Genomic DNA, 26,030 nt, shown 5'->3' on the forward strand with positions numbered 1-26,030 from the left:
ACCGGGCACGGTGACCCGACCCCCGGATTCAGTGGCCGGAGCCGAGCGCCTCCGCGCTGCCCGCGGCACTCAGCGCGGGCGCCAGCGGCAGCCGGGCCTGCACCTCGAACCCGCCGTCCGGCCGGGGCCCGGCGGTGAGCACGCCGCCGACCGCGGCCGCACGGGTCTGCATACCGGCGATACCGCTGCCGGACGTGCCCGAATGATCACCCGGCCGCACCGCGATCGGCCGATCATTGGCGACGGTCAGGGTCAGCTCGCCCGCGCAGGCGAGGTCCACGCGCACCGCCGCCCCGGGCGCGTGCCGGGACGCATTGGCCAGCGACTCCTGCACGATCCGGTAGAGCGCCAGGCCCGTGGTGTCGGGCACGGCGTCGAGGCTGCCGTCGACGGTCCAGGTGAGCGGCACCCCGGCGCGCTGCGCGCCCTCGAGCAGATCCGGGACGTCGGCGGCCGAGGGCTGCGGCGCGTGCTCGGGCAGCTGCCCGTCACTGCGCAGGACGCCCAGCATGCCGCGGATCTCGTTGAGCGCCGCCCGCGCGCCGGCGCCGATGGACTCGAATTCGGCTCGGGCATCGGCCGGCAGCCCGCTGATCCGATACGGCGCGGTCTGCGCCTGCACCACCACCATCGACATGTGGTGCGCCACCACATCGTGCAGGTCGCGGGCGATGCGCGCCTTCTCCTCCAGGATGGCGCGGCGGGCCCGCTCCAGCTCGGTCTCCTCCTCCGACTTGAGCAGCGCCTGCCGCGACAGCACCACCCACCGGATGAGCAGGCCGAACACCACCAGGCCGGTGATGGCCAGCGGCCAGCCGAACCCGGATTCGGCGAAGCTGTCCCCGGTCTGGGCCATGGCGGTGGCGAACAGCAGTGAGGTCGCCACCCACACCACGGCCACGATCCGGATCGGGGCGCGCACGGCCACCGCGAACACCAGGGCGAACAGCACCAGGATGTGCACCACCTGGAACGGGATCGAATTGCCCGGCTGATGCGGCACCGCGAGCGCGATCATCAGCGCCGAACCGGCCGAAACCGCCCATCCCAGTGGCGGATTCACCCGCAGCAGCAGAATCGGGAACGCGGCGAAGCCCGCGATGAACGGCGCGGCCGCCGCCGGAACCTTGTGCGTCAGATGCAGCGTCGGCCAGGCCACCGCGATGAAGACGATCGCGAGCAGGACCGTGAACCCGTCGAACACCTGCCGCGCCCGTGCGACACGGGCCTGCCCAGACATATTTCCGACCATGCCCTCGACGGTAGAGACTCCGCGCCGCCCCCACCTCATACCCCTGAGTGATCTCCCACCCCCTACCCCGGTACGAGACGTCGGCACGCCTCCCCCGCCTCGCCCACCGCGGAACCGCCCCGCAGGCTGAGGCCCCGGTCGGAGCGCGATTCCTAGCGTCGAGACCCATGAGAGCGTTCCCGACTTCCCGCCGGATCTCGACCCGTTCCACCACACCCGTAGCGGCTGCCGGCCGCGCAGCGGACACCACACGAGAGACCTCGCCCGCCACGACCGCTGACGTACTGGCGGCCGACGACTCGATGAGCACCATGTCCCCTGGCCCTGGCGTGTCAGGCCACGACCGCCGGGCCCGGCAGCGCCGATATGGTGCGCTCGCGGCGGCTGCGGCGGTGATGTGCTCGGCCGGTCTGGCTTTCGCCCCGGGCGCGGGGGCCGTGAACAGCTGGCCGGGCACGCCCGAGAACGCCGCCGCCCGGAGCGGAATCCTGGAATCGGTTGCCGTGCAGCCGGATCCCACGCTCATCCCCGAGGACTTCGTCACCACGGCCGGATACCGCCCGGTGGTCGAGGCGGGCATGCTCATCAACCCGAACGGTGACTGCTCCTCCCCCGTCCCGCTGCCCGCCGAATTCGATCTGGCCTGCAAATCCCACGATCTCGGCTACGACCTGCTGCGCTACGCGGCCGCGCACGGCCAGACGCTGGGCCCGTGGGCCCGGCAAACCGTGGACGCCGCCCTGGAACGACGCATGCACGCGGCCTGCGACGCCCGCGAGAACCCGGTCTCGCGCGCCCAATGCCAGGTCATGGCCAGCGTGGCCACCACCGCCGTGGACCTGAACTCCATCCGCCAGGACTACGGCAACCCCATCTACGAACCCTTCTTCGAGCACTCCGGCGACGCCCCCTCCCCCGCCACCCTCACCCTCGCGGGCCTCGGACTCGCCGCCGGACTGGCCACGGCGACAACCATTCTCGTGCGCCGCACGCGCAACCGCCGGACCACCCTCGCGCATTTGCGTGGTCCCGACGCGCTCGATGGCATGGCGGTGGCACTGTGACCCGCCCGCCCGAGACCTCCGGCGCGCGCGAGGCCGAGCTCTCCCTCCCGTCGGGACACCGGGCCGAACCATCCACTGCGGCAGATCAACTCGGATTCATCCCGACTCATGTGGTGGATGCGGCAATTCCTACTGCCGGCCTCCCATCCCACGGTCAGGAGGGCCCCAGCGGCGGCGTGCGTGCGGAAGTGGTCCCCACGGCGGACGGGGAGCCGACCGGACCTCGGGCAGGAGGCGCCGCTGCCGTGGTCCGGTATGGGCCTCGAATGTGGCTCGGGCGGGCGAAATTCCATGTCCCACGAGTGGGGACCAGTGCCGCGGTGGCGGGCGGGACCATGATCTCGCTGGCGCCGGGGCTGCTACCGCGGACACCGTCGGCGCAGGCGATCCTGACCGCGCTCGTGGTGCTGATCGCATTGGGGCTGGCGGCGATCATCCGAATGGTACTGCGGTGGACGCGGTTCGGGATCGAGCATCTGACGCGCGGCCGAGTTCCGGCGCTGATCGCGGGCATGGTGCTGGTCGGGGCCGCGATGGGCTACGCCGAACATTGGCAGAACACCTTGCGCGCCGCCATGGGAGTCGCGGGTATCGGACCCGGGTACTGGGTGCAGTGGCTGGCCTGGACCGTGCCGCTCGTCGTCGCCGTGGTCGCCCTGACACGCGGAGTGGGCTGGGCGGTGCGGAGATTGGGGCGGGTGCGCAGTATCGCGGCGGGGGTGGCGCTGCTGGTGGCGGGGCAGCTGGTGGTCGTGCCGACGGTGGTGGAGTGGCGGCGGGCGGCCTATGCGGCGGCCAATTCGTATGTGGATCCGGAGTTGGTGCAACCGGATTCGCCGACGCGGTCGGGTAGTCCGGTGTCGATGGCGAGCTGGCCGTCACTGGGGGCGGAGGGCCGCCGGTTCGTGGTGGGGGCTCCGGCGCGGACCGTGCGGGTGTACGTCGGGTTGAACTCCGCGCCCGATCTGGATTCCCGGGTGGCGCTGGCGATCCGGGAGCTGGAGCGCACCGGCGGACTGCAGCGCCGCAATCTGGTGGTGACGGTGCCGACCGGTTCGGGCTGGATCGACAGCGATGCGGCCAAGGGTCTCGACACCCGCTTCGGCGGCGATGTCGCCCTGGTCGGTCTGCAGTACTCCGATGCCCCGAGCTGGGTCACCTTCGTCTTCGGCCGCAGCGCCGCCGAGCAATCCGCCCGCGCCCTGTTCCGGGCCGTGGAGCAACGGATCGCGGCGCTACCGAATCCGCCGAAGCTCTACATCTACGGCCAGAGCCTGGGCGCGCTGGGCGGCAGCGCCGTCTTCACCGATGCCGCCGACCAGGACCGCCGGGTCTGCGGCGCGCTCTGGGCGGGCCCGCCCGCCGGGCAGGTGCGGCACGGCCGCGCGACGGTGCTGGCCAATGCCTCCGATCCGGTGGTGCACTGGTCGCCGGCGCTGCTGTGGCGTGCACCGGATCTCACCACCACCCGCCCGGACGCGCCGGTCCCGCACTGGCTTCCGGTGATCAGCTTCCTGCAGACCACCGCCGACCTGCTGGGCGCGCTCGACGCCCCGCCCGGTCACGGTCACCGCTACGGCGCCGACCAGGGCACGGTCATGCCGGACTGCTGAGCGGCGCCGCGGAACTCGCGGGTGAAGTCGGCGGCCAGCCGTTCGATGGCGGCCGCCGCGTCGAGGCCGGCGCGCCAGGGCGCGGGGATGGCGTGCACCCCGAGCCGGGCCCCGAGCAGAGCGCCGCAGACGGCCCCGGTGGAGTCGCTGTCCCCGGAATGATTCACCGACAGCAGCACGCCGTTGCGGAAGATCTGTTCCGGTGTGCCGCCCACGTTTTCGGCGCACACCGCCGCGCACACCCCCAGCGCCAGCGCCTCGGACCCGATGACGCCGGTGCCCAGCGGTTCCAGCAGTCCGGGCGGCGGCATGGGCCGGCCCCGGAAGGCCACGGTGTCGGCCAGTCGCACGGCCGCGTCGAGAGCCTGGGTGGTCTCCTCGTGATCGCGGTTGCGAACCAGCTGGGCCCGAGCCTGTTCCACCGCCGCCCGCACGTCCAGTCCCCGGCAGAGCCCGTACACGATGGCCGCGAACGCGCCCGCCGGCAGCCAGCCGCTCGGATTGCCGTGGGTGAGTGCCGCCGCGTCACAGGCCAATTCGAAGGCGTACTCCAGCGAGGGCATGAACCCGCACGCCGCGGACCGGACCGTGGCCGCACAACCCTTGGAGTCGTTGATCGGATGATCGCGGGTACCCAGCGGAATTCCGGGCTGCTGCCTCGCCGCCACCCGCAGCATGGCCGAGATGGTCGTCTGTGTCGGCCCCCGATAGGTCATCAGCTCCGGGTATCCGGTCAGCCCGCTCTGCAACGGCACCGGCTGTTCCGGCACCGCCGCCTGCCCCTGCCCGCGCAGCCACACCAGCAGGTTCTCCTGGATCATGCCCACCGCGGCGGCGGTGCCGCGCTCGCGTGCCCGCGCGCTGCGGATGAGCGCCTCCATGGTGAACAGCGCCAGCTGCGTCTCGTCGGAGATACGGCCCCGATAGCCGCTGCCCGCCCCGGTGACGCCCTGGATCCCGTAGCGCTGCTGGATGTTCGGCAGCAGCATGGTCTCGATCGGCGCACCCAGCGCGTCCCCGACGGCGCCGCCGAACAGGCAGCCGAGCACGGTGTCCGGACGCGGCAGCCGGTCCGCGACCGGCCCGCGCGGCCGCCGCACCAGCGACACCGGTTCGGCCACCGTCTCCCAGGCGGTCTGCGCGAATTCGAAGCAGGTGTCGTAGCGGTCGCGCGGATCCTTGGACAGCGCCTTGCGCAGCACCTCGTCCAGTTCCGCGGGCAGCTCCGGCCGCAGCAGGCTCACATCCGGCGGCGGCGATTGCAGATGCCCGAGCATGACGGTCGCGATATTCGGGGCGTCGAACGGCCCGCGCCCGGTGAGCAGCCGAAACAGCGTGCACGCCAGGGAATACTGGTCCGAGCGCGGCCCCATGGGCGCCGAGGTGAGCTGTTCCGGGGAGGCGTAGGCCAGGGTGGCATTGAGCATGCCGGTGCGGGTCAGGTGCGCGGTGTCGTCGAGCACCCGGGCGATGCCGAAGTCGCTGAGCAGCGCCCGCTCGGCGAATCCGGCGCCGATGCCGCCGGAACGGGACAGCAGGATATTGGCGGGCTTCACATCCCGGTGCAGCACGCCGCGCCCGTGCGCGTAATCCAGTGCGGCCGCGGTCTGCACGACGATCTCGACCGCCCGGTCGGGGCTGAGGTCGTAGGGGTCGATGGAGGCGCAGTCGACCCCGTCCACGTACTGCATGGCGATCCACAGCTGCTCGTCGTCATCGCCGCGGTCGTAGACGGTGATGATATTGGGATGGTCGAGCTGGGCGATGACGTCGGCCTCGCGTTCGAACCGGAGGCGAGTCTCGTTCTCGCCGAACATCTCCCGGTGCAGCAGTTTGAGCGCGATGAGCCGCGGGAGCCGAGGGTGGCGGGCAGCGTAGACCGAACCCATTCCGCCACGGCCCACTTCGCGCTCGATCACGTAGCCCGCGAAGACTTCGCCGCGTCGCAACATCCCCAAGAAAACCCTTCACACACGCCGAACCGCTGCCAGCCTACCGGTCTGGACCGACAGGCCGCAGGCATTGCCCGATCGGCCGGACGCCGATCGGGGCGGAATCCGACAAGTCGGGCAGCGGGCAACCCGAACGGACAGCGCAGGGTCCGTGCCGGTGGACAGGGACGGCCCCCGCCGGTGGATACCGGCGGGGGCCGAATTCGCTTGCGGGACTGCCTCGATCAGGCTGTCACCGTGGCCTGGATCAGGCTGTGGCCATGGCCTGGATCAGGCTGTGGCCATGGCCTGGATCAGGCCGCCTTCATGGCCTTCGCGCTCAGGCGATGGGCCCGCGGGCCGCCTCGTAGGCCGCGCCGACCCGGTAGAGCCGGTCGTCGGCCAGCGCCGGGGCCATGATCTGCAGACCGACCGGCATGCCGTCGTCCGCGCTCAGCCCGGACGGCACCGACATGGCGCAGTGCCCGGCCAGGTTGGTGGGCAGCGTGCACAGGTCCGAGAGGTACATGGCCAGCGGGTCGTTGACCTTCTCGCCCAGCTTCCACGGGGTGAACGGGCTGGTCGGCGAGACCAGCACGTCGACGGTCCGGTAGGCCTTGTCGAAGTCCTGCGCGATCAGGTTGCGGACCTTGTTGGCCTGACCGTAGTAGGCGTCGTAGTACCCGGCCGACAGCGCGTAGGTGCCGATCATGATGCGGCGCTTGACCTCCGGGCCCAGCCCGGCCTCACGGGTCATGGACATGACCTGCTCGGCCGAGTGCGAACCGTCGTCGCCGACGCGCAGGCCGTACCGCATGGCGTCGAAGCGCGCCAGGTTCGACGACACCTCCGACGGCAGGATCAGGTAGTAGGCGGGCAGCGCGAATTCGAAGTGCGGGCAGGACACCTCGATCACCTCGGCGCCCAGTTCCTTCAGCTGCGCGACCGCGGCGTCGAAGGAGGCGAGGACGCCCGGCTGATAGCTGTCGGAGTGAAGTTCCTTCACCACACCGACTTTCACGCCCTGCAGGTCACCCTTGGCGCCCGCGCGGGCGGCGGCGACCACCGGCGGCACCGGCACATTGCGGGAGGTGGAGTCCTTCGGGTCGTAGCCCGCGATCACCTCGTGCAGCAGCGCGGTGTCCAGCACGGTGCGGCCACACGGGCCACCCTGGTCCAGCGAGGACGCGCAGGCGACCAGGCCGAAACGGGACACGGTGCCGTAGGTCGGCTTGGTGCCGACGGTCGCGGTGACCGCGGCGGGCTGGCGGATGGATCCGCCGGTGTCGGTGCCGATGGCCAGCGGCGCCTGATACGAGGCGAGCGCCGCGGCGGAGCCACCACCCGAACCGCCCGGAATCCGGTCGGTGTCCCAGGGATTACGGGTCGGGCCGTAGGCCGAGTTCTCGGTGGACGAACCCATGGCGAACTCGTCCATGTTCGTCTTGCCGAGGATCGGGATGCCCGCCTCGCGCAGCTTGGTGGTGAGCGTCGCGTCGTACGGCGACACCCAGCCCTCCAGGATCTTCGACCCGCAGGTGGTCGGCATGTCCGTGGTGGTGAAAACGTCCTTGAGCGCCAAGGGAACACCGGCCAGCGCCGAGACCACCTTGCCGCCGGCGACCTGACGGTCCACCTCGGCGGCGGTCAGCAGCGCCTGCTCGCCGGCCACGTGCAGGAAGGCGTTGATCTCCCCGTCGACCTCGGCGATGCGCTGGATGTGGGCCTCGGTGACCTCGACCGAGGAGACCTCGCGCGCGTGGATCTTGTCCGCGAGTTCGGCCGCGGACAGCTTGGTCAGGTCTGTCATTCGCCCTCTCCCAGAATCTGCGGAACCATGAACCGCTGCTCGTCGACGGCCGGCGCCATGGCGAGCGCCTGCTCCGGAGTCAGGCAGGGCTGCTCCGCATCGGGGCGAGTCACATTGGTCTCCGGATTCGGGGATGCGGTGGCGGGCACGTCCGCGGCGGCGACCTTCGAGATCTGTGCGACGTGGGTCAGGATGGAATCCAGCTGACCGGCGTACAGATCGAGTTCGTCGTCCGTCAAAGCGAGCCGGGACAGCCGGGCGAGGTGAGCGACCTCGTCCCTGGAGATGGCGGGCACCGCGGGACCCCTTTCGGCATGGTTCGAGCTTGGTGATTGGCCATTCGACAGCCTAGTGGGTCGCCTCGCGCCAGCGGTCGCAGGTGTGCGCCAGACCTGGCACCATCAATGTGTAACCGATGGGTAAGTGGCCCGCGTCACACGGAATGGTTCGATTCGATAACGAGCTCTCGAGGGTGTAAGTATTGCGGGACTCGGGTACCCGTCCGAAAGTTTCGGTCGCACAGTAAAGAAAGGAAGGCACGTGTCTTATCTGCTTCGCGTGCAACTTCCGGATCGCCCAGGGAGTCTCGGATCGCTGGCCTTGGCGCTGGGTTCCGTCGGCGCGGACATCCTCTCGCTGGATGTCGTCGAACGCGGCGACGGCTTCGCGATCGACGACATCGTGGTGGAGGTACCCTCGGGCGCACTGCCCGACACCCTCATCACCGCGGCCGAATCCCTGCACGATGTGCAGGTCGATTCACTGCGCCCGTACTCCGGGATGCTGGACACCCACCGCGAACTCGAGCTCATCGATCAGGTCGCCAATGCGCGCGACGATCGTTTGCAGGTGCTGGTCGACGGCGTGCCGCGGGTGCTGCGGGTGGGCTGGTCGATCGTGATCGACATGGGCCCGCAGGGCGCGTATCGCGTGGTCGGCTCGCAGAGCGCCCCGTCGACCCAGGCGGCGTCGGCGCCATGGATGCCGCTGGAGAAGCCGACGGTCCTCGACGGCGAGGCCGACTGGCTGCCGCAGCTGTGGAAGGACATGGACACCAAGCTGGCCGCGGCGCCGCTCGGCAATACCGGCAAGGTGCTGCTGCTGGGCCGTCCGGGTGGTCCGGATTTCCGGCCCTCGGAGGTCGCGCGGCTCGGCTACCTGGCCGGCATCGTCGCCACCGCGCTCGGCTGAGCCGCACCACCTTTCTCGCACCGCGTTTAACGCCCCCGCCGGAGATCCGGTGGGGGCGTTCTCGTCTGCCCGGCCGCTGTTCACCGTGCCGCATCTACGTACGAACTTAGTAGATTCACAGCATTTACCTACTATTCATCTACGTAGATGACCTACGGTCTTACTTAGTAGATAAGTCACCGACGTGACCAGAACCGGCAAGCAGATCAGCAATGACGCCATGCAGAGAGGCAGGACGCCATGCCGCAAGCCCATCGATCACGCCCGACCCTCCGACGAGCGACCCTCGTCCTGACCCCCATGGCCGGACTGGCCGCAGCCCTGCTCGCAGCCGGACCCGCCACCGCCGAATCCCAGTCCCGCGGCACCATTTCGCCCGGCGCCTCCGATTCGGCCGGACCCCGATCCGGCGGCAGCCGGGGCATCATCACCCACGGCGACGACCCCACCGGCGTACACGCGAGCGACCCCTTCGGCTACCGCCACTCGGACATGAATCCCGTTCTGCAGAACCAGCATCCGCGCTCCCCGGGCAAAGTCCCCGCCCCTTCGCCGCAGCCGTTCGACACCGGGGCGGGCAACTCGTCCGTCTGGACGCCGTCGTGGAACGCCGACGGCTCCGGCTACACCGTCTGCCCCCCGCTGGCCAGCTACTGCTGACCCCGCACCGAGCCACGGGAGCCCCCCAATGTCCAACCGCGCAACACCCACGCCGACAACCACCAGCACCATGCCCACCACCGCGAACACGACACCGAGCACCGCGAAGCCCACACCCACCCGCGCGAGCACCGCGCCCACCCGCCCGAGCGACGTTCCCACCCGCGCAAGCGCCGTGCCCACCTGCGCGAGCACCGTTCCCACTCGCGCGAGCAGGCCCGCCCCACCGAGCAGCACCCGCCGCCTCGGGCGTGTGGCCGCCGCGCCCCTCGCGGCCGCGGCGGGTACGCCCGGCAATCCCGGCGCGTTCTCGGACGAAATCCACCACCCGAGATCGCGGCCCGAAGATGCCGGGATGACAGACCGGACTTCCGTCGCCGCTTCCCCGGGGCATCGCCCGCGCACCCGTCGCGGGCCCGCGAGGTTGGCCGGTTCGACCGCAAGACGGTCGAGCCGGTCCGCCGCGGCCGGTCGATGAGTCTGCCCCCGCCCTTTGCCCATTCGACGATGCCGGGCGTCCGGCCCGGCCAGGTCAGCGGGCCGCAGCGATCTCCAGACGCATCACCGTGAGCTGCAGGCCCGAGTCGGTGCGCCAATCTCGTTCCGGGGCATGGGCAAAGCCGAGCCGGTCGTACATGCGGCGGGCGTCCTGCATGGTCGGCATGGTGGTGAGCACCACCGCGTCGAACCCTTCGGCGCGGGCGGTATCGATCACCCGCCCCATGAGGGCGGTCCCGACTCCCAGCCCGCGGGCACCCTTGGACACCGCGAGCATCCGGAACTCCAACTCCCCCGGCCGGGCGATATCCGCGAACGGCGTGCCGGGCCGGGCCATGGTCAGCGAGCCCAGGAGCTCGCCGTCGCGGACCGCCACCACAATCTCGGCCGCCGCCGCCCGGGTGGCCGTGTCGGCGAGCTCCTCGACATAGGGGCTGCGCGGATTCACGTGCCCCTCACCGACATACACCTCGACGGTCAGCTCACCGATGGCCGGGTAATCCCCGGGCTCGGCCACCCGAATCTCCACGCGGCCGTCCCGTGACCGCTCAGTGCGCACATTCATCACCACAACTCCATCCTCAATACCGCCCCGCCGCACGCGATTGCCTTTACCGATCGCTCCGCCCGGGTGGCGGTGTCGGCGAGCTCACCGGTATAGAGGCCCGGCGGATTCGCGCACTCCTCACCGGCATACACCTCGACGATCAAGTCGCCGATGGCCGGGTAATCCCCGGACTCGGCCACCCGAATCTCCAGCTCCCCGACCACATTGCCGATCGCCCCGCACCGGGCGCGTACACGGTTGCACGAGGCGCCGCACCGGTGCGAATCGATCTCTAGGACACCGCCTCCGGGCTCTCGGACTCCGGTTCCGGGATTTCCGACACCGCCTCCGGGCCGCCCTCGAGCAGTTTCACGAAACCTGCCTCGTCGAGGATGGGAACACCCAGTTCCTCGGCCTTGGCGGCCTTCGAGCCGGGTGCGTCGCCGATCACCACGAAAGCCGTCTTCTTGGAGACGGATCCGGCCGCCTTGCCGCCGCGGATGAGGATGGCCTCTTTCGCGCCGTCGCGGGTGAAGCCCTCCAGCGAGCCGGTCACCACGATGGACAGGCCCTCCAGGTTGCGCTCGATGGACTCGTCGCGCTCGTCCTCCATCCGGACGCCTGCGGCGGTCCACTTGTCGACGATCTCGAGATGCCAGGGCACGGTGAACCATTCGGTGACCGCGGCGGCAATGGTGGGGCCGACGCCGTCGGTGGCGGCCAGTTCCTCGGCCGAGGCCTCCCGGATGCGGTCCATGCTGCCGAACGCGGTGGCCAGGGCACGGGCCGCGGTGGGACCGGCATGGCGGATGGAGAGAGCGACCAGCACGCGCCACAGCGGGCGGTCCTTGGCGGACTCCAGGTTCTCCAGCAGGCGTTTGCCATTGGCCGACAGGGTGCCGCTCTTGTTGGTGAACAGCGTGGTGGTGAGCAGCCTGTCCTCGTCGAGGGAGAACAGGTCGCCCTCGTCGGCGATCGCGCCCGACTTCAACAGGTCGATGGCGGCCTCGTAGCCCAGCGCCTCGATATCGAACGCGCCGCGCCCGGCCACGTGGAATACCCGCTCCCGCAGCTGCGCCGGGCAGTACTGCTGGTTGGGGCACCGGATATCGGCGTCGCCCTCCTTGGCCGGGGCCAGCTCGGTGCCGCACTCGGGACAGTGCGTGGGCATAACGAATTCACGCTCGCTGCCGTCGCGGGCGTCCACCACCGGTCCCAGCACCTCGGGAATCACGTCCCCGGCCTTGCGGATGGTGACGGTGTCACCGATGAGCACGCCCTTGCGCTGCACCTCGGAGGCATTGTGCAGGGTGGCCATGGCGACGGTGGAGCCCGCCACGGTGACCGGCTGCATGACCGCGAACGGCGTAACCCGGCCGGTGCGACCGACATTCACCTGAATGTCGAGCAGCTTGGTGGTGGCCTCCTCGGGCGGGTACTTGTAGGCGATGGCCCAGCGCGGCGCGCGCGAGGTGGAGCCCAGGCGGCGCTGCAGGCTGAACTCGTCGACCTTGATGACCTGGCCGTCGATCTCGTGCTCGATATCGTGGCGGTGCTCGCCCCAGTAGTCGATGCGGTCGACCACCGCGTCCGCGCCCTGCACCCGGATCGTGTGCGCCGACACCGGCAGACCCCAGGAGGCCAGCGCGCGGTAGGCCTCGAACTGAGATTCCGGCGCGAAGCCCTCCAGCCGGCCGAAGCCGTGGCAGATCATGCGCAGCCGCCGCCGCGCCGTCACCGCGGGATCCTTCTGCCGCAGCGACCCGGCGGCGGTATTGCGCGGATTCGCGTACGGCGCTTTGCCTTCCGCGACGATGGCGGCGTTGAGCGACTCGAAGTCGGCCAGCGTCATGAACGCCTCGCCGCGCACTTCCAGGAGCTTCGGCACCGGGAACTCGTCGCTGTGGATGAGCTCGTGCGGAATGTCCTCGATGGTGCGGGCATTGAGGGTGACGTCCTCACCGGTGCGGCCGTCGCCGCGGGTGGCGCCGCGCACCAGTTTGCCGTCCTCGTAGACGAGGTTGAGGGCGACGCCGTCGATCTTCACCTCGCACACGTAGTGCAGATCGGTGCCGGCATCGGCCTCCACCTTGGCGATCCACTGCCGCATCTCGTCCTCGTTGAAGACGTTGTCCAGCGAGTACATCCGCTCCAGGTGATCCACGGGCTGGAACTCGGTGGTGAAGCCGCCGCCGACCAGCTGGGTGGGCGAATCCGGGGTGCGGAGATCCGGATGCGCCTCCTCGAGCGCCACCAGCCGGTTGAACAGCTCGTCGAACTCGCCGTCGGTAATGATCGGCGCGTCCCGCACGTAGTAGCGGAACTGGTGGTCGCGAACCTCCTCCGCCAGCCGCTGCCACTCGACGCGCTCGTCCCCGCTCGCCGCGGTGATCTCCATGCCCGATTCGCTCACACCAGGCACTCTATCCCGCCCCACCGACAGGTCTGATCAACATTCCCGCACGTCGCACGCCTGATGCGAGGTTTTTCCGGCCTCGGGAACACGCCCGCAACCGGCCGGGTTCCACTCGGTATGGACCTCGCCAAGGCAGTCGATTTCGCGCGCTCCCACCGCAAGTCGGTGCTCACCACGATTCGCCGCGACACCCGTCCGCAGCTGTCCAATGTGCTGCACTGGGCCGGCGAGGACGGCATCATCCGGATCTCCATCACCGCCGACCGTGCCAAGTACCACAATCTGGTCCGGGACCCGTGGGCCGCGCTGCACATGAGCAGTGACGACTTCTGGTCGTACGCGGTCATCGAAGGCGAGGTGGAGGTCTCCCCGGTCGCCGCCGATCCCGGCGACGCCACGGTCGACGAATTGGTCGCCTACTACCGCGCCCTCAGCGGCGAGCACCCCGACTGGGACGACTACCGCCGCGCGATGGTCGCCGACCGCCGCGCCGTCGTGCGTCTCGCTCCCGCCCGCGCCTACGGTCTGCTCCGCTGAGGTTCCCGCACTGCTCCGCTGTGGTTCGTGCACACCGTCATTCGGCCGCGGCGCGGTCCGTGCCGGTCGCCCCGGTTTCGAACCCGGATATCGCGAAAGTTGCCCTCCGGGTGCCGCCCTCGCGGAATGCCCGAATAAGGTGAGTCGCATTTCCGACCCGCGACCGGCAGGATGTCCAGGGTGTTGCGTAGTTTTCAGGTGTCGAATCATCGGTCCCTCGCCGAACCGCAGGAACTGCGGCTGACCCGGGGTAGCGGGCCGGTCGCCACACCGGTCACCGCCGTCTACGGGACGGCCGCCACCGGCAAGACGGGCCTCGTCGACGCGCTCGATCGCATGCGCGACGCCGTACTGAATTCGGTCACCGGGTGGGATCCCTACTCCGGTCCGGTTCGGACGCCGCACCTCGGATTCTCCGATCGCCCTTCGGAATTCGTGGCGAACTTCGTCGCCGAGGGGTGCCCGTACACCTACGGGTTCCGGCTCGACAATGCCGACGTGGCCGCGGAGTGGCTGCACTCGCATCCGCACAATCGCAAGCGCGTGGTGTTCGAGCGCGCCGGCGACGACATCCGCATCGGGCCCATGTTCGAGGCCGCGCGCTACGGGCTGGGTGCCGTGGTGCCGCTGGTGCGCCCGAATGCCTTGCTGCTCAGCCTGTCCGGGCAGCTGTACGCCGAGCCGCTGGTCCCGGCCTACCGCTGGTTCCAGTCGCTGCTGGAAGTACAGTGCGGGCAGCCGGATCCGCAGGAGGTCGCGCACCGGGTGGGCTCGCACATCTCGCGCTCGACCGACCATGCGGTGCGGCTGCTGACCCTGCTGCGCGCCGCCGACCTCGGCATCACCGATCTGCTGCTGCCGTCCGACGACCCCATGTACGCCGACTACCTGCGTGACCTGGACGCCGATATCGCCTCCACCACAAAGGAAATCGAGTCCTGCACGATCTCGGCGAACTACGCCGAGGAGATGTTCCTCGAACACGGCATCACCGTCACCCTGCTGCAGCGCGAACTGGCCAACCTCTATGCCGCCCGGGACGCGCTGTACTCCCGCATGGTGGCCCGCCGCGGCGTCGGTCTGGGCCTCACCCACGAGGGCATCGAAACCGCCTTCGACATCACCGACGAGTCCAGCGCCACCCTGGCCATGCTGCGGCTGCTGCCGCCCATGCTCGACGCCCTCGACACCGGCGGCGTGCTGGCGGTGGACGATATCGACGCCGCCCTCACCCCCGAGACGGCCGACAGCCTCATCCAGCTGTTCCAGAACCCCGAAACCAATACCCAGGGCGCGCAACTGGTCTTCACCACCGCCAACCGCACCCTCATCGACCGCGGCAACGGCCGCTCCCAGTCCAAGCGCACCACGGTCTGGCAGCTGCGCCGCCACAACGGCATCTCCGAACTCACCGCCCACTAGCCGCGGTCGTCACGCGGCCCCGGCCGGGCATGAACTCCACGCCGCCTAGCATGGAGTTCATGCTCCTGCAGCTCATGTTCGTCCTGCTGATCGGCGGCGCACTGGCCGCGGTCCTGGTGTACTACCGTCGCGGCAACGGCGGCGGCTCACGAGCCTTCCCCGGCGACCCGCTCGCCGCCTCCTGGAACGCCTCCCCCGCCGGCCTCGAATACGGCACCCTCCACGTCACCGGCGTCAGCCCCCGCCCCGACGACCTCGGCGAGCAGTACGTCACCATCTCCGGCAGCATCTCCGGCCCCACCGTGTTCGCCCACGAGGTCTACGGCCGCTTCGCCTGGGACGTCGACAACTGGCCCTCCATCGGCGACCAGATCCCCGTCACCTACCCCTCCGGCAAGCCCGACAAGTGGCAACTCGACCACCCCGGCGCCCGCCCCTACTTCGGCTCCAAACGCCCGAAGAACCAGGGCTGAACGGACCTCGGTTCCCGTTCCACGCCGCACGCCGGGGATAGGCCGGACTACCTCGCATCTCGAATGAAATCCGGCCTCGCAACCAAGTCCGCGACCGCAGACCCCAGTTCCCGGCGAGTCCAGACCGTCAGCCGGTCCCGAATCTCCGCGGTGTCGATCGGCTCGACCCCGCCCAGCCACCGCCTGGCCGCCATCTCGATCAGTGCCCGCCCGGCTCTGGGCACATCGGAATCGATCGCGAACGCGATGAACACTGAAGCTGTTTGCGCTTCAACCAGTTCTGGGAGATTGTCGAGTTGGCCGCGGAGCGCCCGGTCATTCGTGACAAGAACGTCGGCGTGTGCGAAGGCTGCCGCCGCGACAACATGCCGATTCTTGGCGTTGATCAGTTTCGGAACTTCGACCCGCAAGCTCGCGGGCCATTCGACGAGCGCATCCGGAAATGCCCGGGCCATCGCGCCGAAGAGCGATGTCCGCGCGGGAGCGTCCATACAACTCGGTAGATGGCGCGTCACTTCGTCCAAAACCTGAGCACTCCAACGAATTTCGTATAGCTCCACTTCGGCCGGTGTGAGCAGTACGTCCCGCAGACGCGCCGGGACAATCGATTTGGCAGTCAGGCGCTCAGCGGCGGATGGCGGCGATGGTGCCGATGCGGGGGTCGACGGGGGTGGTGGGGCGGGGTAGGTGGGAGATCATGTCGTTCCAGGTGCGGAATTCGGTGGTCCAGCCGATGTTGTCGAGCCACTGTTCGATGTCGTAGTCCGGGGTGGGGGTGGGTGGGGTTGGTTGTGGGGTGTTGTCGCCGGAGACGAGGCGGCGGAGGTCTCGGTACTGCGGGGCTTCGGGGTCGATGGGGATGCGGGCTGCGCCGAAACAGCTTGCGGGGGCGGACAGTTCGGTGAGGGTCTGGACCACCTGGCGGTTCCAGTCCTGGTTGAGGTAGCCGAGGGAGCCCTCGTCGACCCAGCAGGTCGGGACGGTTGGGTCGAAGCCGGTGTCGAGCAGGGATTTTCGCCAGTTTTCACGGAGGTCGGCGATGACCACGTGGCGGTGGCAGGTGGGGGTGGCGGCGGTGGCCGACAGGACCGGCTCCTTGAAGGCGAAGAGTTCGGGTAGGTCGATCTCGTAGATGTGCAGGGCGGGTGGGAGGTCGAGGCGGTAGGCCCGGGTGTCCAGACCGGCGCCCAGGAGGACGATCTGGCCGCAGCCGGCCGCGATCGCCTCGCGGAAGCGCTCGTCGACGAGGCGTACGCCGATGGTGCGGCCGTCGTAGAACTGGTCGGCCAGGGCTTCCATGCGCGCCCAGCGTTCGGGGGTGAAACCTTTGCGGGCCGCGGCCACGAAGTTCTTCGCCTGCGGGTCGTCGTAGAGGCGATCGTCGCGTTCGGATTCCCGCGCCCGGATGATGGCGACCCCGATGGCGGTCACGGCGACGCCGTCCACCGGCACTGTCGCTGCTGTCTCGGTCATGTCCTGCTCCCCACTGCGCAAAGTAACTTGCCGACCGGCTAGGTATCTACCGGTGATGGAGACGCTAGGCTTCACCTTGCCGGTCGTCAAGCAAAAGGGCCGTCGTCAAGGAAACAAGGGCGGGGTACCGAGGGAAGGACTCGATGGACGGGCGTCGCAGTGATACGCGGGAGCGGATTCGGTCCGTCGCCATGGAGCTGTTCTCCGAACGCGGCTATGAGAAGACCTCGCTGCGCGAGATCGCCGAGCGCCTGGGCGTCACGAAAGCCGCGCTCTACTACCACTTCCGGACCAAGGAAGACATTGTCGCCAGCCTGTCGGAGGATCTGCGCGGCGGTGTCGACGGGATCGTGCAGTGGGCCGAGGCCACGCCGCCGGGGCCGGATCGGGCCCGCGAGATCGTGATTCGCTACGGCGCGCTGCTGCACAGCCTCGGCAAGGACATGATCCGGTTCTGGCACGAGAACCAGCCCGCGTTCCGGGATCTCGGGTTCGGCACCAGCCTGCGCTACCAGTTCCGGGTGCTGGCCGACCTCATGACCGCGCCCAGCACGGAGCCGCTGGCCACCTTTCACGCCCGGCAGGCGCTGCTGGCCATCAGCTGGAGCCTGTCCATGATGGGCGATCTGGAGCTCTCCGACGAGGAGAGCAACCAGGCGTCGGTGGCGATCGCACTGGACATCCTGACCCGGATATGAGCCGCGCCCGCCGAAACACCCTGCGGCACAGCGTCACGCTGCCACCCGGCGGTCACGCTGCCACCCGGCCTCACTCGAAGGTGAGCGACTCCGGCTCCTCGGCGTAGGCGCGCGCGGTCTCGGCGGCCAGGCTCAGCGCGCGGCGCGCCCAGGACAGCGGAGCACCGGCCAGGCCGCAGGCCGGGGCGACCAGAATCTGCTCGGCCAGCAGGCGCCGCGGGAAACCGAGCCGATCCATCAGGCGCACACCGGGTTCCGCGATATCGCGCCAGGTGACGGGCACGGCCGGCGCGGTGGTGGGCACCAGCCCGAGCACCAGGTGCTTTCCGCTGTCCAGCAATTCGCCGATCCGGTCGAGGTCGGGGGTGCCGACGGCGGCCATGTCGAAGCCGACCGCGGCCGCCCCGCTCTTGCGCAGGAACCCCAGCGCGGGCCGGTCGGCGCAGGTGTGCACCAGCACCGGCACGGACTGGCTGCCCGCGACGATGTCCAGGATGTGCAGCGCCTCGGGTTCGGGCATGGCGCGCACGGTGTTCAGGACGCTCACGCCCTTCAGCGTGCCGTTCAGCACGGCCGTCAGGTCCGGCTCGTCGATCTGGAGTACGACCTGCGCGCCCAGCCGCTTGGCCACCTCCGCCACATGATTCGCGATGCCCTCGGCCAGCGACTCCGAAAGATCGCGCAGCGCACCGGAATCGGTCAGCACGCGATGCCCGCCCGGCAGCTCCACCTCCGCGGCCACCGACAGCGGCCCGGCCACCTGCACTTTCACCGGATGGCCGGAGCCCGCGAAACCGCCGGTCTCCCAGGCCTCTTCGAGCGCGTCCAGATCGGTGCGCAGCAGATCGTGGGCCCGGCGCGCGACCGCGCCCGGCCGCGCCGCCAGCCGATATCCGCGCGTGGTGCTGTCGAACTGCATGTCCACCAGCAGGCCCGACACCCGTCCGACCATGTCCGCGCCCACGCCACGGCCGGGCAGTTCGACGAGATGCGGCAGCTGCCCCAGCTCCCCCACCACGGTCGCCGCCGCCTCCCGCGGATCGGTCCCGGGCCACGAGCCCACGCCGGTCGCGATGCCGCCGCGCAGTACCGCCGTGTTCGTGTCGTCAGTCATCCCAGCCATCCCGTATCACTCGGCCGTGCGTTCCGAAAACCCCGCGTACCAACTGAACTCGTCACCTCGACGTCGACCCGGCCACCCGGCATCCGCTCGCCCCGTTTCAGCGGCGTCGACGAACTCCCGCCTGGACCGAACCGGATCGCGTGCGAGCCGTCGTGCACTGCGCGGCGAAGCGGGCTGCCGAGCCGCGCGAGGTCACTCGTCGGCATCGCCGCGTTCGGTGCGGCTGCTCGAATTCGTGTACCAGTCCCAGCAGGTCGCGTTGACGAACCAGTCCCAGGTCTTGCCCGCCCGCTCGGCCGCGTCGGCGTGCGCGCCGGGCCCGGTCGTGGGGCGGCCGCGCTCGGCATACGGGGTGACCCGGACGACCACGCCGGTCCGTGCCCGACTGCGGCCGGTGCCGTTCGCCGTGTCCGTTTTCCCGTCCGGGCCGGGTTGCGGCTCGCCGGGCCGGAATTCGCCGGTGTCGGTGCGGGCGATCTGCTCCGGCGCGGCGCTGCCCGCGGCGTTCCGGCCGAGCCTGGCCCGCCCCGGCGCGCGGCGCGGGCGCAGGCGCAGCGGCTGCGGCATTCCGGTGCGCCAGACGACCCGGGAGGTCGATCGAATCTGCGCCGCTACATATGATTTCGCGCGTCCGCGCGTGTGGCGGTCGCTCACCGGGCGCTATCCGAGACCAGTTCGCTTGCGTACGAATGAGGTTCGCGTTCGGTGCCGGAGATGGTGCCGCTGCCCAGCACCTCGTCCCCCGCCGGGTCGGGGCGGTAGAGGACCACGGCCTGGCCGCGGGCCACACCGGTGAGCGGTGCGCGCAGGCGCACCACCAGGCCGCCGTCCACGGCCTCGGCGACGGCCGGGGCGATGCCGCCGTGGGCACGCACCTGGGCCACGCATTCCACCGGGCCGGAAGGACTTTCACCCGAGGTCCAGATGGCGCGGTCGGCGCGCACCGTCCACACCTCGAGGTCCTTGGCCGAGCCCACGCGCACCGTGCCGGTGTCCGGGTCGATATCGGTCACGTAGCGCGGCTTGCCGTCGGCGGCCGGGCCGGGCAGGCCCAGGCCCTTGCGCTGGCCGATGGTGAAGCCGTGCACGCCCTCGTGGTCGGCGAGCTTGGTGCCGTCGGCGTCGAGCACCGCGCCGGGGCGGATGCCGATCTTCGCGCCCAGGAAGGCCTGGGTGTCGCCGGAGGGGATGAAGCAGATGTCGTGGCTGTCGGGCTTGCCGGCCACCGCCAGCCCGCGCTCGGCGGCCTCGGCGCGGATCTGCGGCTTCGGGGTGTCGCCGACCGGGAACATGGCGCGCGAAAGCTGTTCGGCGGTAAGGACGGCCAGCACGTAGGACTGGTCCTTGTCCTCGTCCACGGCCCGGCGCAGCACGCCGTCCGCGAGCCGCGCGTAGTGCCCGGTGACGACGGCGTCGAAGCCCAAAGCCACCGCGCGGTCGGCCAGCGCCGAGAACTTGATCTTCTCGTTGCAGCGCAGGCACGGGTTGGGGGTCTCACCGGCGGCGTACGCGGCGACGAAGTCGTCGATCACGTCCTCCTTGAACCGGTCGGCGAAATCCCAGACGTAGAACGGGATTCCGAGCACGTCGGCCGCCCGCCGGGCGTCGCCGGCGTCCTCCTTGGAGCAGCAGCCGCGCGATCCGGTGCGTAGCGTGCCCGGGTTCGCCGACAGCGCCAGGTGCACGCCGACCACCTCGTGTCCGGCGTCCACCGCGCGGGCGGCCGCCACGGCGGAATCCACGCCACCACTCATCGCGGCAAGTACTCGCATCTAGAAGCCTCCCTTCGCTCCGGCCAGTCCGGCCGCCTTCGCCCGTTCCACCACCTGCGGCAGCACGGCCAGCAGGGCATCGATATCGGCGTCGGTCGAATTGTGTCCCAATGAGAATCGCAGGGATCCGCGCGCCAGCGCCGGTTCCACGCCCATGGCCAGCAGCACATGGGAGGGTCCGGCCACACCGGCATTGCACGCGGATCCGGTCGAGCATTCGATCCCGGCGGCGTCCAGCAGCATGAGCAGCGAGTCGCCCTCGCAGCCGGGGAACGTGAAGTGGGCGTTGCCCGGCATGCGCTGCGCGCCGGTCGCCCCATTGAGCACCGCGTCCGGCACGACGGCGCGCACGCCCTCGATGAGCCGGTCCCGCAGCCGCTCCAGATCGACCGCGCGCACGGCCAGGCCGGCCACGGTCTCGCGAATCGCGGCGGCCAGGCCGGCCGCCGCGGGTACGTCCGAGGTGCCCGAGCGCAGATCCCGCTCGTGCCCGCCGCCGTGCAGCAGCGGCACCGCCGGCACCTGCCGCCCCAGCAGCAGCACGCCCGCGCCGTGCGGCCCGCCGACCTTGTGCCCGGCGAAACTGGCCGCGGCCAGCCCGCTGGCGGCGAAGTCGATGGGCAGCTGCGCCGCGGCCTGCACCGCATCACTGTGCATGGGCACATCGAATTCCTGTGCCACCGCGGCCAATTCCTGGATCGGCTGGATGGTGCCGACCTCGTTGTTGGCCCACATGACGCTCACCAGCGCCGTCTCGGCGGCGTACTCGGCCAGCGCGTCGCGCAGCGTGCGCGGCGAGACGATGCCCTGGGCATCGCACTCCAGCCACGTGATGCGCGCGCCCTCGTGCTGCTCGAGCCATTCCACGGTGTCCAGCACCGCGTGATGCTCCACCGCGCTCACCAGGATCCGGTTCCGCCGCGGATCGGCGTCACGCCGCGCCCAGTAGATGCCCTTGACGGCGAGATTGTCGCTCTCGGTCCCGCCCGAGGTGAAGATCACTTCCGACGGCCGCGCCCCCAGCCCCGCCGCGATCGACTCCCGTGCCTCCTCCAGCACCCGCCTGGCGGCCCGCCCGGACCCGTGCAACGACGACGCGTTCCCCGTCATCCCCAGCGCAGCACACATCGCCTCGACGGCGACCGGGAACATGGGTGTCGTGGCCGCGTGATCGAGGTAGACCGTCTGGGCACCGACCGGACCCGGGAAAGCCGACTTCATGACCGTCCAAGGATAGCCGCCACCGTCGAGACGATATTCCCGCCATGCCCGCAGCACCTCCCGCCCCCATCGTCGCGACCACCGCGCCCGCACGCTCCGCCTCCACTCCCGACGCCGACCACCCCGTCCGAGTCCTCCATGTAGGCCACGAATCGGCAGCGGGCCGGGTTCGCCCGCGTCCCGCCCGGTCCGTTGGTTCACCCCTGCGGCCGGGTGCGGAACGGCCCGCCGGGTTGGACCGGCGGGCCGTCGTGGTCGCGTGATCCGAATCGGATCAGCCCAGGTTCGGCAGCTCGCGCACGCCGTGGGCCTTGGCGGCGTCCAGCTTCTGCGGGTTCTCGTCCAGCAGCTTCAGGATGGTCGGGGCGATCTGGGTGGTCTGCACGGCGTCGGTCACGACCGCCTTCTTGGCGCCCGGGCCGGAGACGATCAGCGGGACGTTGCGGTCGGCCGGGTTTGCGCCGCCGTGCTCGGCGATCTTGCCCTTGCCACCGGTGTAGACGGTGCCGACCTGTGCGACGCCGACCAGGTCGGGGTGGCGCGGGTCGTTCTCCGGGGCGCCCAGGTACGAGGCGGCGTCGGCGCCGGCGTGCACCTCGGTCAGGCCGGACTTGGTGTACGCCTTCGAGTTTCCGCTGATGTCATTGCCGGTGCCGTTGTTGGCCAGCAGCCACTGCTTGGCGAAATCGGCGGCGGCCTGCGAACGGTCGTTCAGCCACAGCAGCATGGCGTCGTCGTCCACGCTGAAGGCGACCAGGTCCTTGGTGGCCTCGGGGTGTTTGGCCTTCCAGGCGGCGTTCAGGGCGGTCAGGATCGGGCCGTCGTCGATGCGGGTCAGGTCGCTCGGCTTGGTGGGCGACTGGCCGTGCTTGGCCGAGACGATGACGGTGGTGTTCTTGTCCTCGCCCTTGGTCTTCAGCTCGCCGAGCAGCTTGCCCAGCTGGCCATCGACGTAGTCGAGCGCACCGGACAGCAGCGCGCCGGGGGTCACGCCGTCGGCCTGGTAGCCACCGGTCATGCCGTCGGAGGTCGGCAGCTTCTGCGCGACGGAGACGGTCTGGAAGTTCATGCCGAAGACGGCCGGCTCACCGACCTGCTTGGTGTGGCCGTGGTCGTAGCCGTCGATCTCGTTGAGGACGGCCTGCACCTTGTAGCCGTCGTACTGCTGGGTGGACTTGTCGTCCTTGGTCCAGTCCTGGCCCGCGATCGGGGAATTGGAGTTGATCTCCGGGGTGAAGAGATCGTCGATGGCGTTGCCGGCCTTGCCCTCGAGGATCGAGTAGGCGGGGTGCTTGTCCGACCAGGCGGTCAGCTTGCCCGCGGCGTGCAGGACATCGAAGACCGAGTTCACCTGGAGGTACTGGCTCGGGTAGACCGGCTTGCAGGTGGCCGGGTCGACCGGCATGGCCGCCGGGTTCAGCAGGGAAGCCGGGTTGCCCGTCATGCCCAGGATGCTGCCCGGCAGGCCCGCCAGGCCCTGGCCGGCGTCGATCGAGTTCTGGTTCTTGTCCATCGCCTCGGTCATCGCGACCTCGGCGCCCTTCGGGGTGTGCGCGCAGTCGGTGGTGCCGGCGGGCAGCAGGTCGTGATTGAAGGTGTCGTCGTAGTAGACGCCCGACTGTCCCGCGGTGGCGCCGGTGAACTGCGCGACCATGCCCGGGAAGGAGTCCGACGGGTTGGTGGTCTGCGCGTTGGTGTACTCGGCGCCGTTGTTCGCCAGCGAGGCCAGCGCGGAGTTCGGGTGCTGCTTGACGTACCACGCCAGGTCCGCCTGGTGCATTCCGTCGATCGAGATCAGCAGCACATGGTCGGCGTCCTTGCCCTGACCGGTCTTGCCGCCGGGTGCGGCATGGGCGATACCGGCACCGGTACAGACCAGCGCCACTGCACCGGCGGCAGCGGCGACCCGAATGCTCTTACGGGACATGGATTCCTCCTAATCACGCGACACAGAACTTTTGTGTCACGGCGTTATTGCGAATGAAGTGATTCGAAAGACAGCAATCAGGCGTCGTAACCGGTTGCGGCAGTGCGCACTTGGCCGACATAGAGCGAGGAGTGGTTGTAGGCGAGGATGGCCTGCCGCCAGCCCGCGGCGGTGGCCAGATCGCCGCCGGCGGCGCACAGGTAGCGGCCCGCGGCCAGCGCGGCGTCGTCGATATTGTCCGGGTTGCCCGACAGGTCGCCGGTGGCAACGGGTTTGGCGGCCTCGAGCGCATCGGCGAGGGCGCGATAGTCGGCACCGGCGCGAACGCCCCAGTGCTTCCAAGTGTCCGGGATGAACTGGAACGGGCCCATGGCGCGGGCGTAGACGGTGCGTCCGGCCCGGGCGGTCGAGGCGGGATCGAGGATGACGGCGTTGCCGCCCGTGCCGTTGAGGGCCACGCCGCGAATCGGCGGCTGCACCAGGCCGTCGGGTGCGATGGTGGCGCCACCGAAACGGGCGTGATCGCTTTCCACGCGGGCGATCCCCGCCAGCGTGGTCCAGCCGAGGTGGCAGCCGGGCTGGGCCTTCGCCAGCACGACCGTGGCGTACCCGTACGCCTCCAGCGCGCGCAGCGGGATGCCGTCCTTGTCGGCCCGTGGGTGAGCCCACTCGCGGAGCTGGTCGAGCTTGTTGTCCATCGCGTCGAGCCGGATTTTCGGGATCGGGCCGCCGGAGCCCGGCGGAGCGGGTTCCGGAGCCCGGCCCGGCCCTGCGGCACACCCGGCCACGGTGAGCGCGACCGCGGCGATGAACAGGGGCAACCGAGCCCCGCCCACCGCCCGGCCACCCGTGCCGGGCACGTACGAGTTCGTCATGTTTCCGCGAGATTCACTGGTGCGAACAAGGTTTCGTTCCGTACGCCTAGCCGCACGGACGAGGGGCGGGCGGGGGTGTCGGCGCCTTGGATGTCGGGGGCGTGGCCGGCTTCGAGGTCGCGGGCACCGGGGGCTTCGATGTCGCGGGCACGGGCGGCTTCGGCGCCGGGGCGGCCGGCGGCGCGGGCTGCGGCTTCACGGTCGGCGGATGCGCGAGAGTCGCGGATGCCAGCGGCTGCATCGGATTCCGCGGCAACGTTGCGATGCAGTGGGGCGAGGTCGGCGGCGGGGCGGTCGTCGTCACCGGGGCGGGCGTCACCGCCGGTGTGGTCGTCACGGGAACCGTGGTCGTCACCGGCGATGTCGTCGTGGGTGCCGTGGTCGTGGTGGCCACCGGAACCGTCGTCGTTGTCGACGGGGGCGTGGTGACCGGAGCTGTGGTGGTGACCGGAATTGTGGTGGTGGACGGGACGGTAGTGGTCGTCGTCGAGGGGTCGGTGGTCACCGTGACCGTCGTAGTGGTGGTGACAGGGTCCGATGTGGGAGTCACCGACTGCGAAACGGTTTGTCCCGGATCGGAAGACTGATCCGCTTGGAACGAGAGGGTCGCGCTCGCGTCGATGGAGAGGCTGGGCGCGGCGGTCGTGGTCGGCGTATCCGTGGTCGTGACCGGCGTATCCGTGGTCGTGACGGGGGCGCTGGTGGTCGCATCCGGGGTGGTGGTCTCCTGGGCGGGATCCGTTGTCGCGGACGCGGGATCGGTGCCCGGATCGGTCGCGGCGATCGGGTCGCCCGCGGCGTCGGGTGTGGAGCCGTCGGTGGGGACCGGAACGTCGCTCGGGGTCAGTGAGCTGTCGGCGAGACCGATCTCCGGCGTGGTCGACCCGGACTGCGCGGCCGTCAGATCGGCGTAGCTCTGCGAATCCGGCGCCTTCGCTGCTTCGGTCGACGCGGCACTGGTCGCCGCCGGATCGGTCCCGTGCGTTTCGGCCGCGGCGACCACGCCGACGACGAGGCTCGCCAGCGCGGCGCCGGCCGCCACCTTCGGCAGATGGCGGCGGACGGGACGCGACGCGATCAGGCGAGCCATCAGCTGCCATTTCCCCGGGGCCTCGGCGAGTTCCCCCCGGGCCTCGATGAATTCGGTCGGCACCGCATCGACGGCATCGGCGTTCGGCTCGATGGTCGGTTCAGGCGTGTCCGATTCGTCCCGATCGGATTCGTTGCTGTCCAAGGCTGTCCCCACTGTGGATTCTTTCTCCGCGATAAGTCGCCGCACCAGCGCCCATGCGGAGGATGACCGGATGGCCACCGGGGCCGGAAATTCAAAACTCGTTATGAAACGGCTTTCTGGCGACCAAGACTGTGCAATGCACGCGGACAGCACGCAACTCAGCCCCGCATCGCGCACCACAACTCGCCGGTGCCCCGCAACACGGCAGCGACAACATGCCCGAGATCACGCATAAATCTCTGCACAACAGGGGAATCGAGCACTGCTGGCGGGATGGATCAGCCAATCGGCAC

Annotated in this window: 25 protein-coding genes; 9 read left to right on the top strand and 16 right to left on the bottom strand. The window is 70.1% G+C overall.

Going from position 1 to position 26,030, the window contains the following annotated elements:
* Nucleotides 1-28: 28 nt before the first annotated feature.
* Nucleotides 29-1,252 carry a sensor histidine kinase gene (locus tag ACFXIV_RS41370; RefSeq protein WP_379402412.1) on the bottom strand — a complete coding sequence of 408 codons (1,224 nt, stop codon included), beginning with the start codon at nt 1,250-1,252 and terminating at the stop codon, nt 29-31.
* Nucleotides 1,253-1,419: 167 nt separating this feature from the next.
* On the opposite strand from ACFXIV_RS41370, the gene ACFXIV_RS41375 reads away from it, so the two are divergent.
* Nucleotides 1,420-2,316, top strand: a complete 897-nt coding sequence (locus tag ACFXIV_RS41375) for a hypothetical protein (protein ID WP_379402411.1) — start codon at nt 1,420-1,422, stop codon at nt 2,314-2,316.
* Nucleotides 2,317-2,618: 302 nt separating this feature from the next.
* On the top strand, nt 2,619-3,929 hold the full coding sequence (locus tag ACFXIV_RS41380) for an alpha/beta-hydrolase family protein (protein WP_379402410.1): 1,311 nt from the start codon (nt 2,619-2,621) through the stop codon (nt 3,927-3,929).
* Here ACFXIV_RS41380 and ACFXIV_RS41385 read toward each other — a convergent pair.
* The 3 genes from ACFXIV_RS41385 to gatC all read right to left on the bottom strand — a co-directional run bounded on the left by ACFXIV_RS41385 (nt 3,890) and on the right by gatC (nt 7,966).
* Nucleotides 3,890-5,881: an ADP-ribosylglycohydrolase family protein gene (locus ACFXIV_RS41385; RefSeq protein ID WP_379402409.1), complete on the bottom strand. Its 1,992-nt coding sequence runs from the start codon at nt 5,879-5,881 to the stop codon at nt 3,890-3,892. The two genes, ACFXIV_RS41380 and ACFXIV_RS41385, sit on opposite strands and share 40 nt — an antisense overlap.
* Before the next feature lie 319 nt (nt 5,882-6,200).
* Nucleotides 6,201-7,670 (bottom strand): Asp-tRNA(Asn)/Glu-tRNA(Gln) amidotransferase subunit GatA, encoded by a 1,470-nt coding sequence (gene gatA / locus ACFXIV_RS41390; RefSeq protein ID WP_379402408.1) that lies wholly within the window; start codon nt 7,668-7,670, stop codon nt 6,201-6,203.
* Nucleotides 7,667-7,966: an Asp-tRNA(Asn)/Glu-tRNA(Gln) amidotransferase subunit GatC gene (gene gatC / locus ACFXIV_RS41395; protein WP_379402407.1), complete on the bottom strand. Its 300-nt coding sequence runs from the start codon at nt 7,964-7,966 to the stop codon at nt 7,667-7,669. Before gatC ends, gatA begins: the two co-directional genes overlap by 4 nt.
* A gap of 244 nt (nt 7,967-8,210) precedes the next feature.
* Between gatC and ACFXIV_RS41400 the strand changes: the two genes are divergently transcribed.
* Both ACFXIV_RS41400 and ACFXIV_RS41405 read left to right on the top strand, forming a co-directional pair.
* Nucleotides 8,211-8,861: an amino acid-binding protein gene (locus ACFXIV_RS41400; RefSeq protein ID WP_364613416.1), complete on the top strand. Its 651-nt coding sequence runs from the start codon at nt 8,211-8,213 to the stop codon at nt 8,859-8,861.
* Between the two features lie 240 nt (nt 8,862-9,101).
* Nucleotides 9,102-9,521 (top strand): hypothetical protein, encoded by a 420-nt coding sequence (locus ACFXIV_RS41405; protein WP_379402406.1) that lies wholly within the window; start codon nt 9,102-9,104, stop codon nt 9,519-9,521.
* 532 nt (nt 9,522-10,053) lie between these two features.
* On the opposite strand, the gene ACFXIV_RS41410 is transcribed toward ACFXIV_RS41405, so the two are convergent.
* From ACFXIV_RS41410 to ligA, 3 genes are all read right to left on the bottom strand, one after another.
* Nucleotides 10,054-10,584, bottom strand: coding sequence for a GNAT family N-acetyltransferase (locus ACFXIV_RS41410; protein WP_379402404.1), 531 nt, complete (start codon nt 10,582-10,584; stop codon nt 10,054-10,056).
* Nucleotides 10,584-10,766 (bottom strand): hypothetical protein, encoded by a 183-nt coding sequence (locus ACFXIV_RS41415; RefSeq protein ID WP_379402403.1) that lies wholly within the window; start codon nt 10,764-10,766, stop codon nt 10,584-10,586. The genes ACFXIV_RS41410 and ACFXIV_RS41415 overlap by 1 nt, the downstream gene beginning before the upstream one ends.
* A gap of 92 nt (nt 10,767-10,858) precedes the next feature.
* Nucleotides 10,859-12,964, bottom strand: a complete 2,106-nt coding sequence (ligA, locus tag ACFXIV_RS41420) for an NAD-dependent DNA ligase LigA (RefSeq protein ID WP_379402437.1) — start codon at nt 12,962-12,964, stop codon at nt 10,859-10,861.
* A gap of 135 nt (nt 12,965-13,099) precedes the next feature.
* Here ligA and ACFXIV_RS41425 point away from each other — a divergent pair, with 135 nt between their 5' ends.
* From ACFXIV_RS41425 to ACFXIV_RS41435, 3 genes are all read left to right on the top strand, one after another.
* Complete coding sequence (locus ACFXIV_RS41425; protein WP_379402402.1) at nt 13,100-13,519, top strand: PPOX class F420-dependent oxidoreductase; 420 nt, start codon at nt 13,100-13,102, stop codon at nt 13,517-13,519.
* Nucleotides 13,520-13,699: 180 nt separating this feature from the next.
* The gene (locus ACFXIV_RS41430; protein WP_379402401.1) at nt 13,700-14,941 is read left to right on the top strand and encodes an ATP/GTP-binding protein; all 1,242 of its coding nucleotides are present in this window, start codon (nt 13,700-13,702) and stop codon (nt 14,939-14,941) included.
* Between the two features lie 59 nt (nt 14,942-15,000).
* On the top strand, nt 15,001-15,414 hold the full coding sequence (locus tag ACFXIV_RS41435; RefSeq protein WP_379402399.1) for a hypothetical protein: 414 nt from the start codon (nt 15,001-15,003) through the stop codon (nt 15,412-15,414).
* A 47-nt stretch (nt 15,415-15,461) separates the two neighbouring features.
* On the opposite strand, the gene ACFXIV_RS41440 is transcribed toward ACFXIV_RS41435, so the two are convergent.
* Both ACFXIV_RS41440 and ACFXIV_RS41445 read right to left on the bottom strand, forming a co-directional pair.
* The gene (locus ACFXIV_RS41440) at nt 15,462-15,905 is read right to left on the bottom strand and encodes a PIN domain-containing protein (RefSeq protein ID WP_379402398.1); all 444 of its coding nucleotides are present in this window, start codon (nt 15,903-15,905) and stop codon (nt 15,462-15,464) included.
* A gap of 133 nt (nt 15,906-16,038) precedes the next feature.
* Nucleotides 16,039-16,887 carry an SAM-dependent methyltransferase gene (locus ACFXIV_RS41445; RefSeq protein ID WP_379402397.1) on the bottom strand — a complete coding sequence of 283 codons (849 nt, stop codon included), beginning with the start codon at nt 16,885-16,887 and terminating at the stop codon, nt 16,039-16,041.
* 143 nt (nt 16,888-17,030) lie between these two features.
* On the opposite strand from ACFXIV_RS41445, the gene ACFXIV_RS41450 reads away from it, so the two are divergent.
* A complete protein-coding gene (locus ACFXIV_RS41450) occupies nt 17,031-17,585 on the top strand; it encodes a TetR/AcrR family transcriptional regulator (protein ID WP_379402396.1) in 555 nt (184 codons plus the stop codon).
* Nucleotides 17,586-17,655: 70 nt separating this feature from the next.
* Here ACFXIV_RS41450 and ACFXIV_RS41455 read toward each other — a convergent pair whose 3' ends face one another.
* The 4 genes from ACFXIV_RS41455 to ACFXIV_RS41470 form a co-directional block, all read right to left on the bottom strand.
* Entirely contained in the window at nt 17,656-18,699 is a 1,044-nt protein-coding gene (locus ACFXIV_RS41455; protein ID WP_379402394.1) for a methionine synthase, read from the bottom strand.
* A gap of 201 nt (nt 18,700-18,900) precedes the next feature.
* Entirely contained in the window at nt 18,901-19,362 is a 462-nt protein-coding gene (locus ACFXIV_RS41460; protein WP_379402393.1) for a hypothetical protein, read from the bottom strand.
* Nucleotides 19,359-20,480, bottom strand: coding sequence for a tRNA 2-thiouridine(34) synthase MnmA (mnmA, locus tag ACFXIV_RS41465; protein ID WP_379402392.1), 1,122 nt, complete (start codon nt 20,478-20,480; stop codon nt 19,359-19,361). The genes ACFXIV_RS41460 and mnmA overlap by 4 nt, the downstream gene beginning before the upstream one ends.
* Nucleotides 20,481-21,701 carry a cysteine desulfurase family protein gene (locus tag ACFXIV_RS41470; RefSeq protein ID WP_379382186.1) on the bottom strand — a complete coding sequence of 407 codons (1,221 nt, stop codon included), beginning with the start codon at nt 21,699-21,701 and terminating at the stop codon, nt 20,481-20,483.
* Between the two features lie 44 nt (nt 21,702-21,745).
* On the opposite strand from ACFXIV_RS41470, the gene ACFXIV_RS41475 reads away from it, so the two are divergent.
* Nucleotides 21,746-21,964 carry a hypothetical protein gene (locus ACFXIV_RS41475; RefSeq protein WP_379402390.1) on the top strand — a complete coding sequence of 73 codons (219 nt, stop codon included), beginning with the start codon at nt 21,746-21,748 and terminating at the stop codon, nt 21,962-21,964.
* Between the two features lie 11 nt (nt 21,965-21,975).
* Here ACFXIV_RS41475 and ACFXIV_RS41480 read toward each other — a convergent pair whose 3' ends face one another.
* The 3 genes from ACFXIV_RS41480 to ACFXIV_RS41490 all read right to left on the bottom strand — a co-directional run bounded on the left by ACFXIV_RS41480 (nt 21,976) and on the right by ACFXIV_RS41490 (nt 25,749).
* Nucleotides 21,976-23,628: an alkaline phosphatase family protein gene (locus tag ACFXIV_RS41480; RefSeq protein ID WP_379402389.1), complete on the bottom strand. Its 1,653-nt coding sequence runs from the start codon at nt 23,626-23,628 to the stop codon at nt 21,976-21,978.
* 77 nt (nt 23,629-23,705) lie between these two features.
* Nucleotides 23,706-24,503 (bottom strand): murein transglycosylase, encoded by a 798-nt coding sequence (locus ACFXIV_RS41485; protein ID WP_379402387.1) that lies wholly within the window; start codon nt 24,501-24,503, stop codon nt 23,706-23,708.
* Nucleotides 24,504-24,549: 46 nt separating this feature from the next.
* Nucleotides 24,550-25,749 (bottom strand): hypothetical protein, encoded by a 1,200-nt coding sequence (locus ACFXIV_RS41490; protein WP_379402386.1) that lies wholly within the window; start codon nt 25,747-25,749, stop codon nt 24,550-24,552.
* Nucleotides 25,750-26,030: the final 281 nt, after the last annotated feature.

It is taken from the genome of Nocardia sp. NPDC059236, from assembly GCF_042754085.1.
Lineage (GTDB): Bacteria > Actinomycetota > Actinomycetes > Mycobacteriales > Mycobacteriaceae > Nocardia.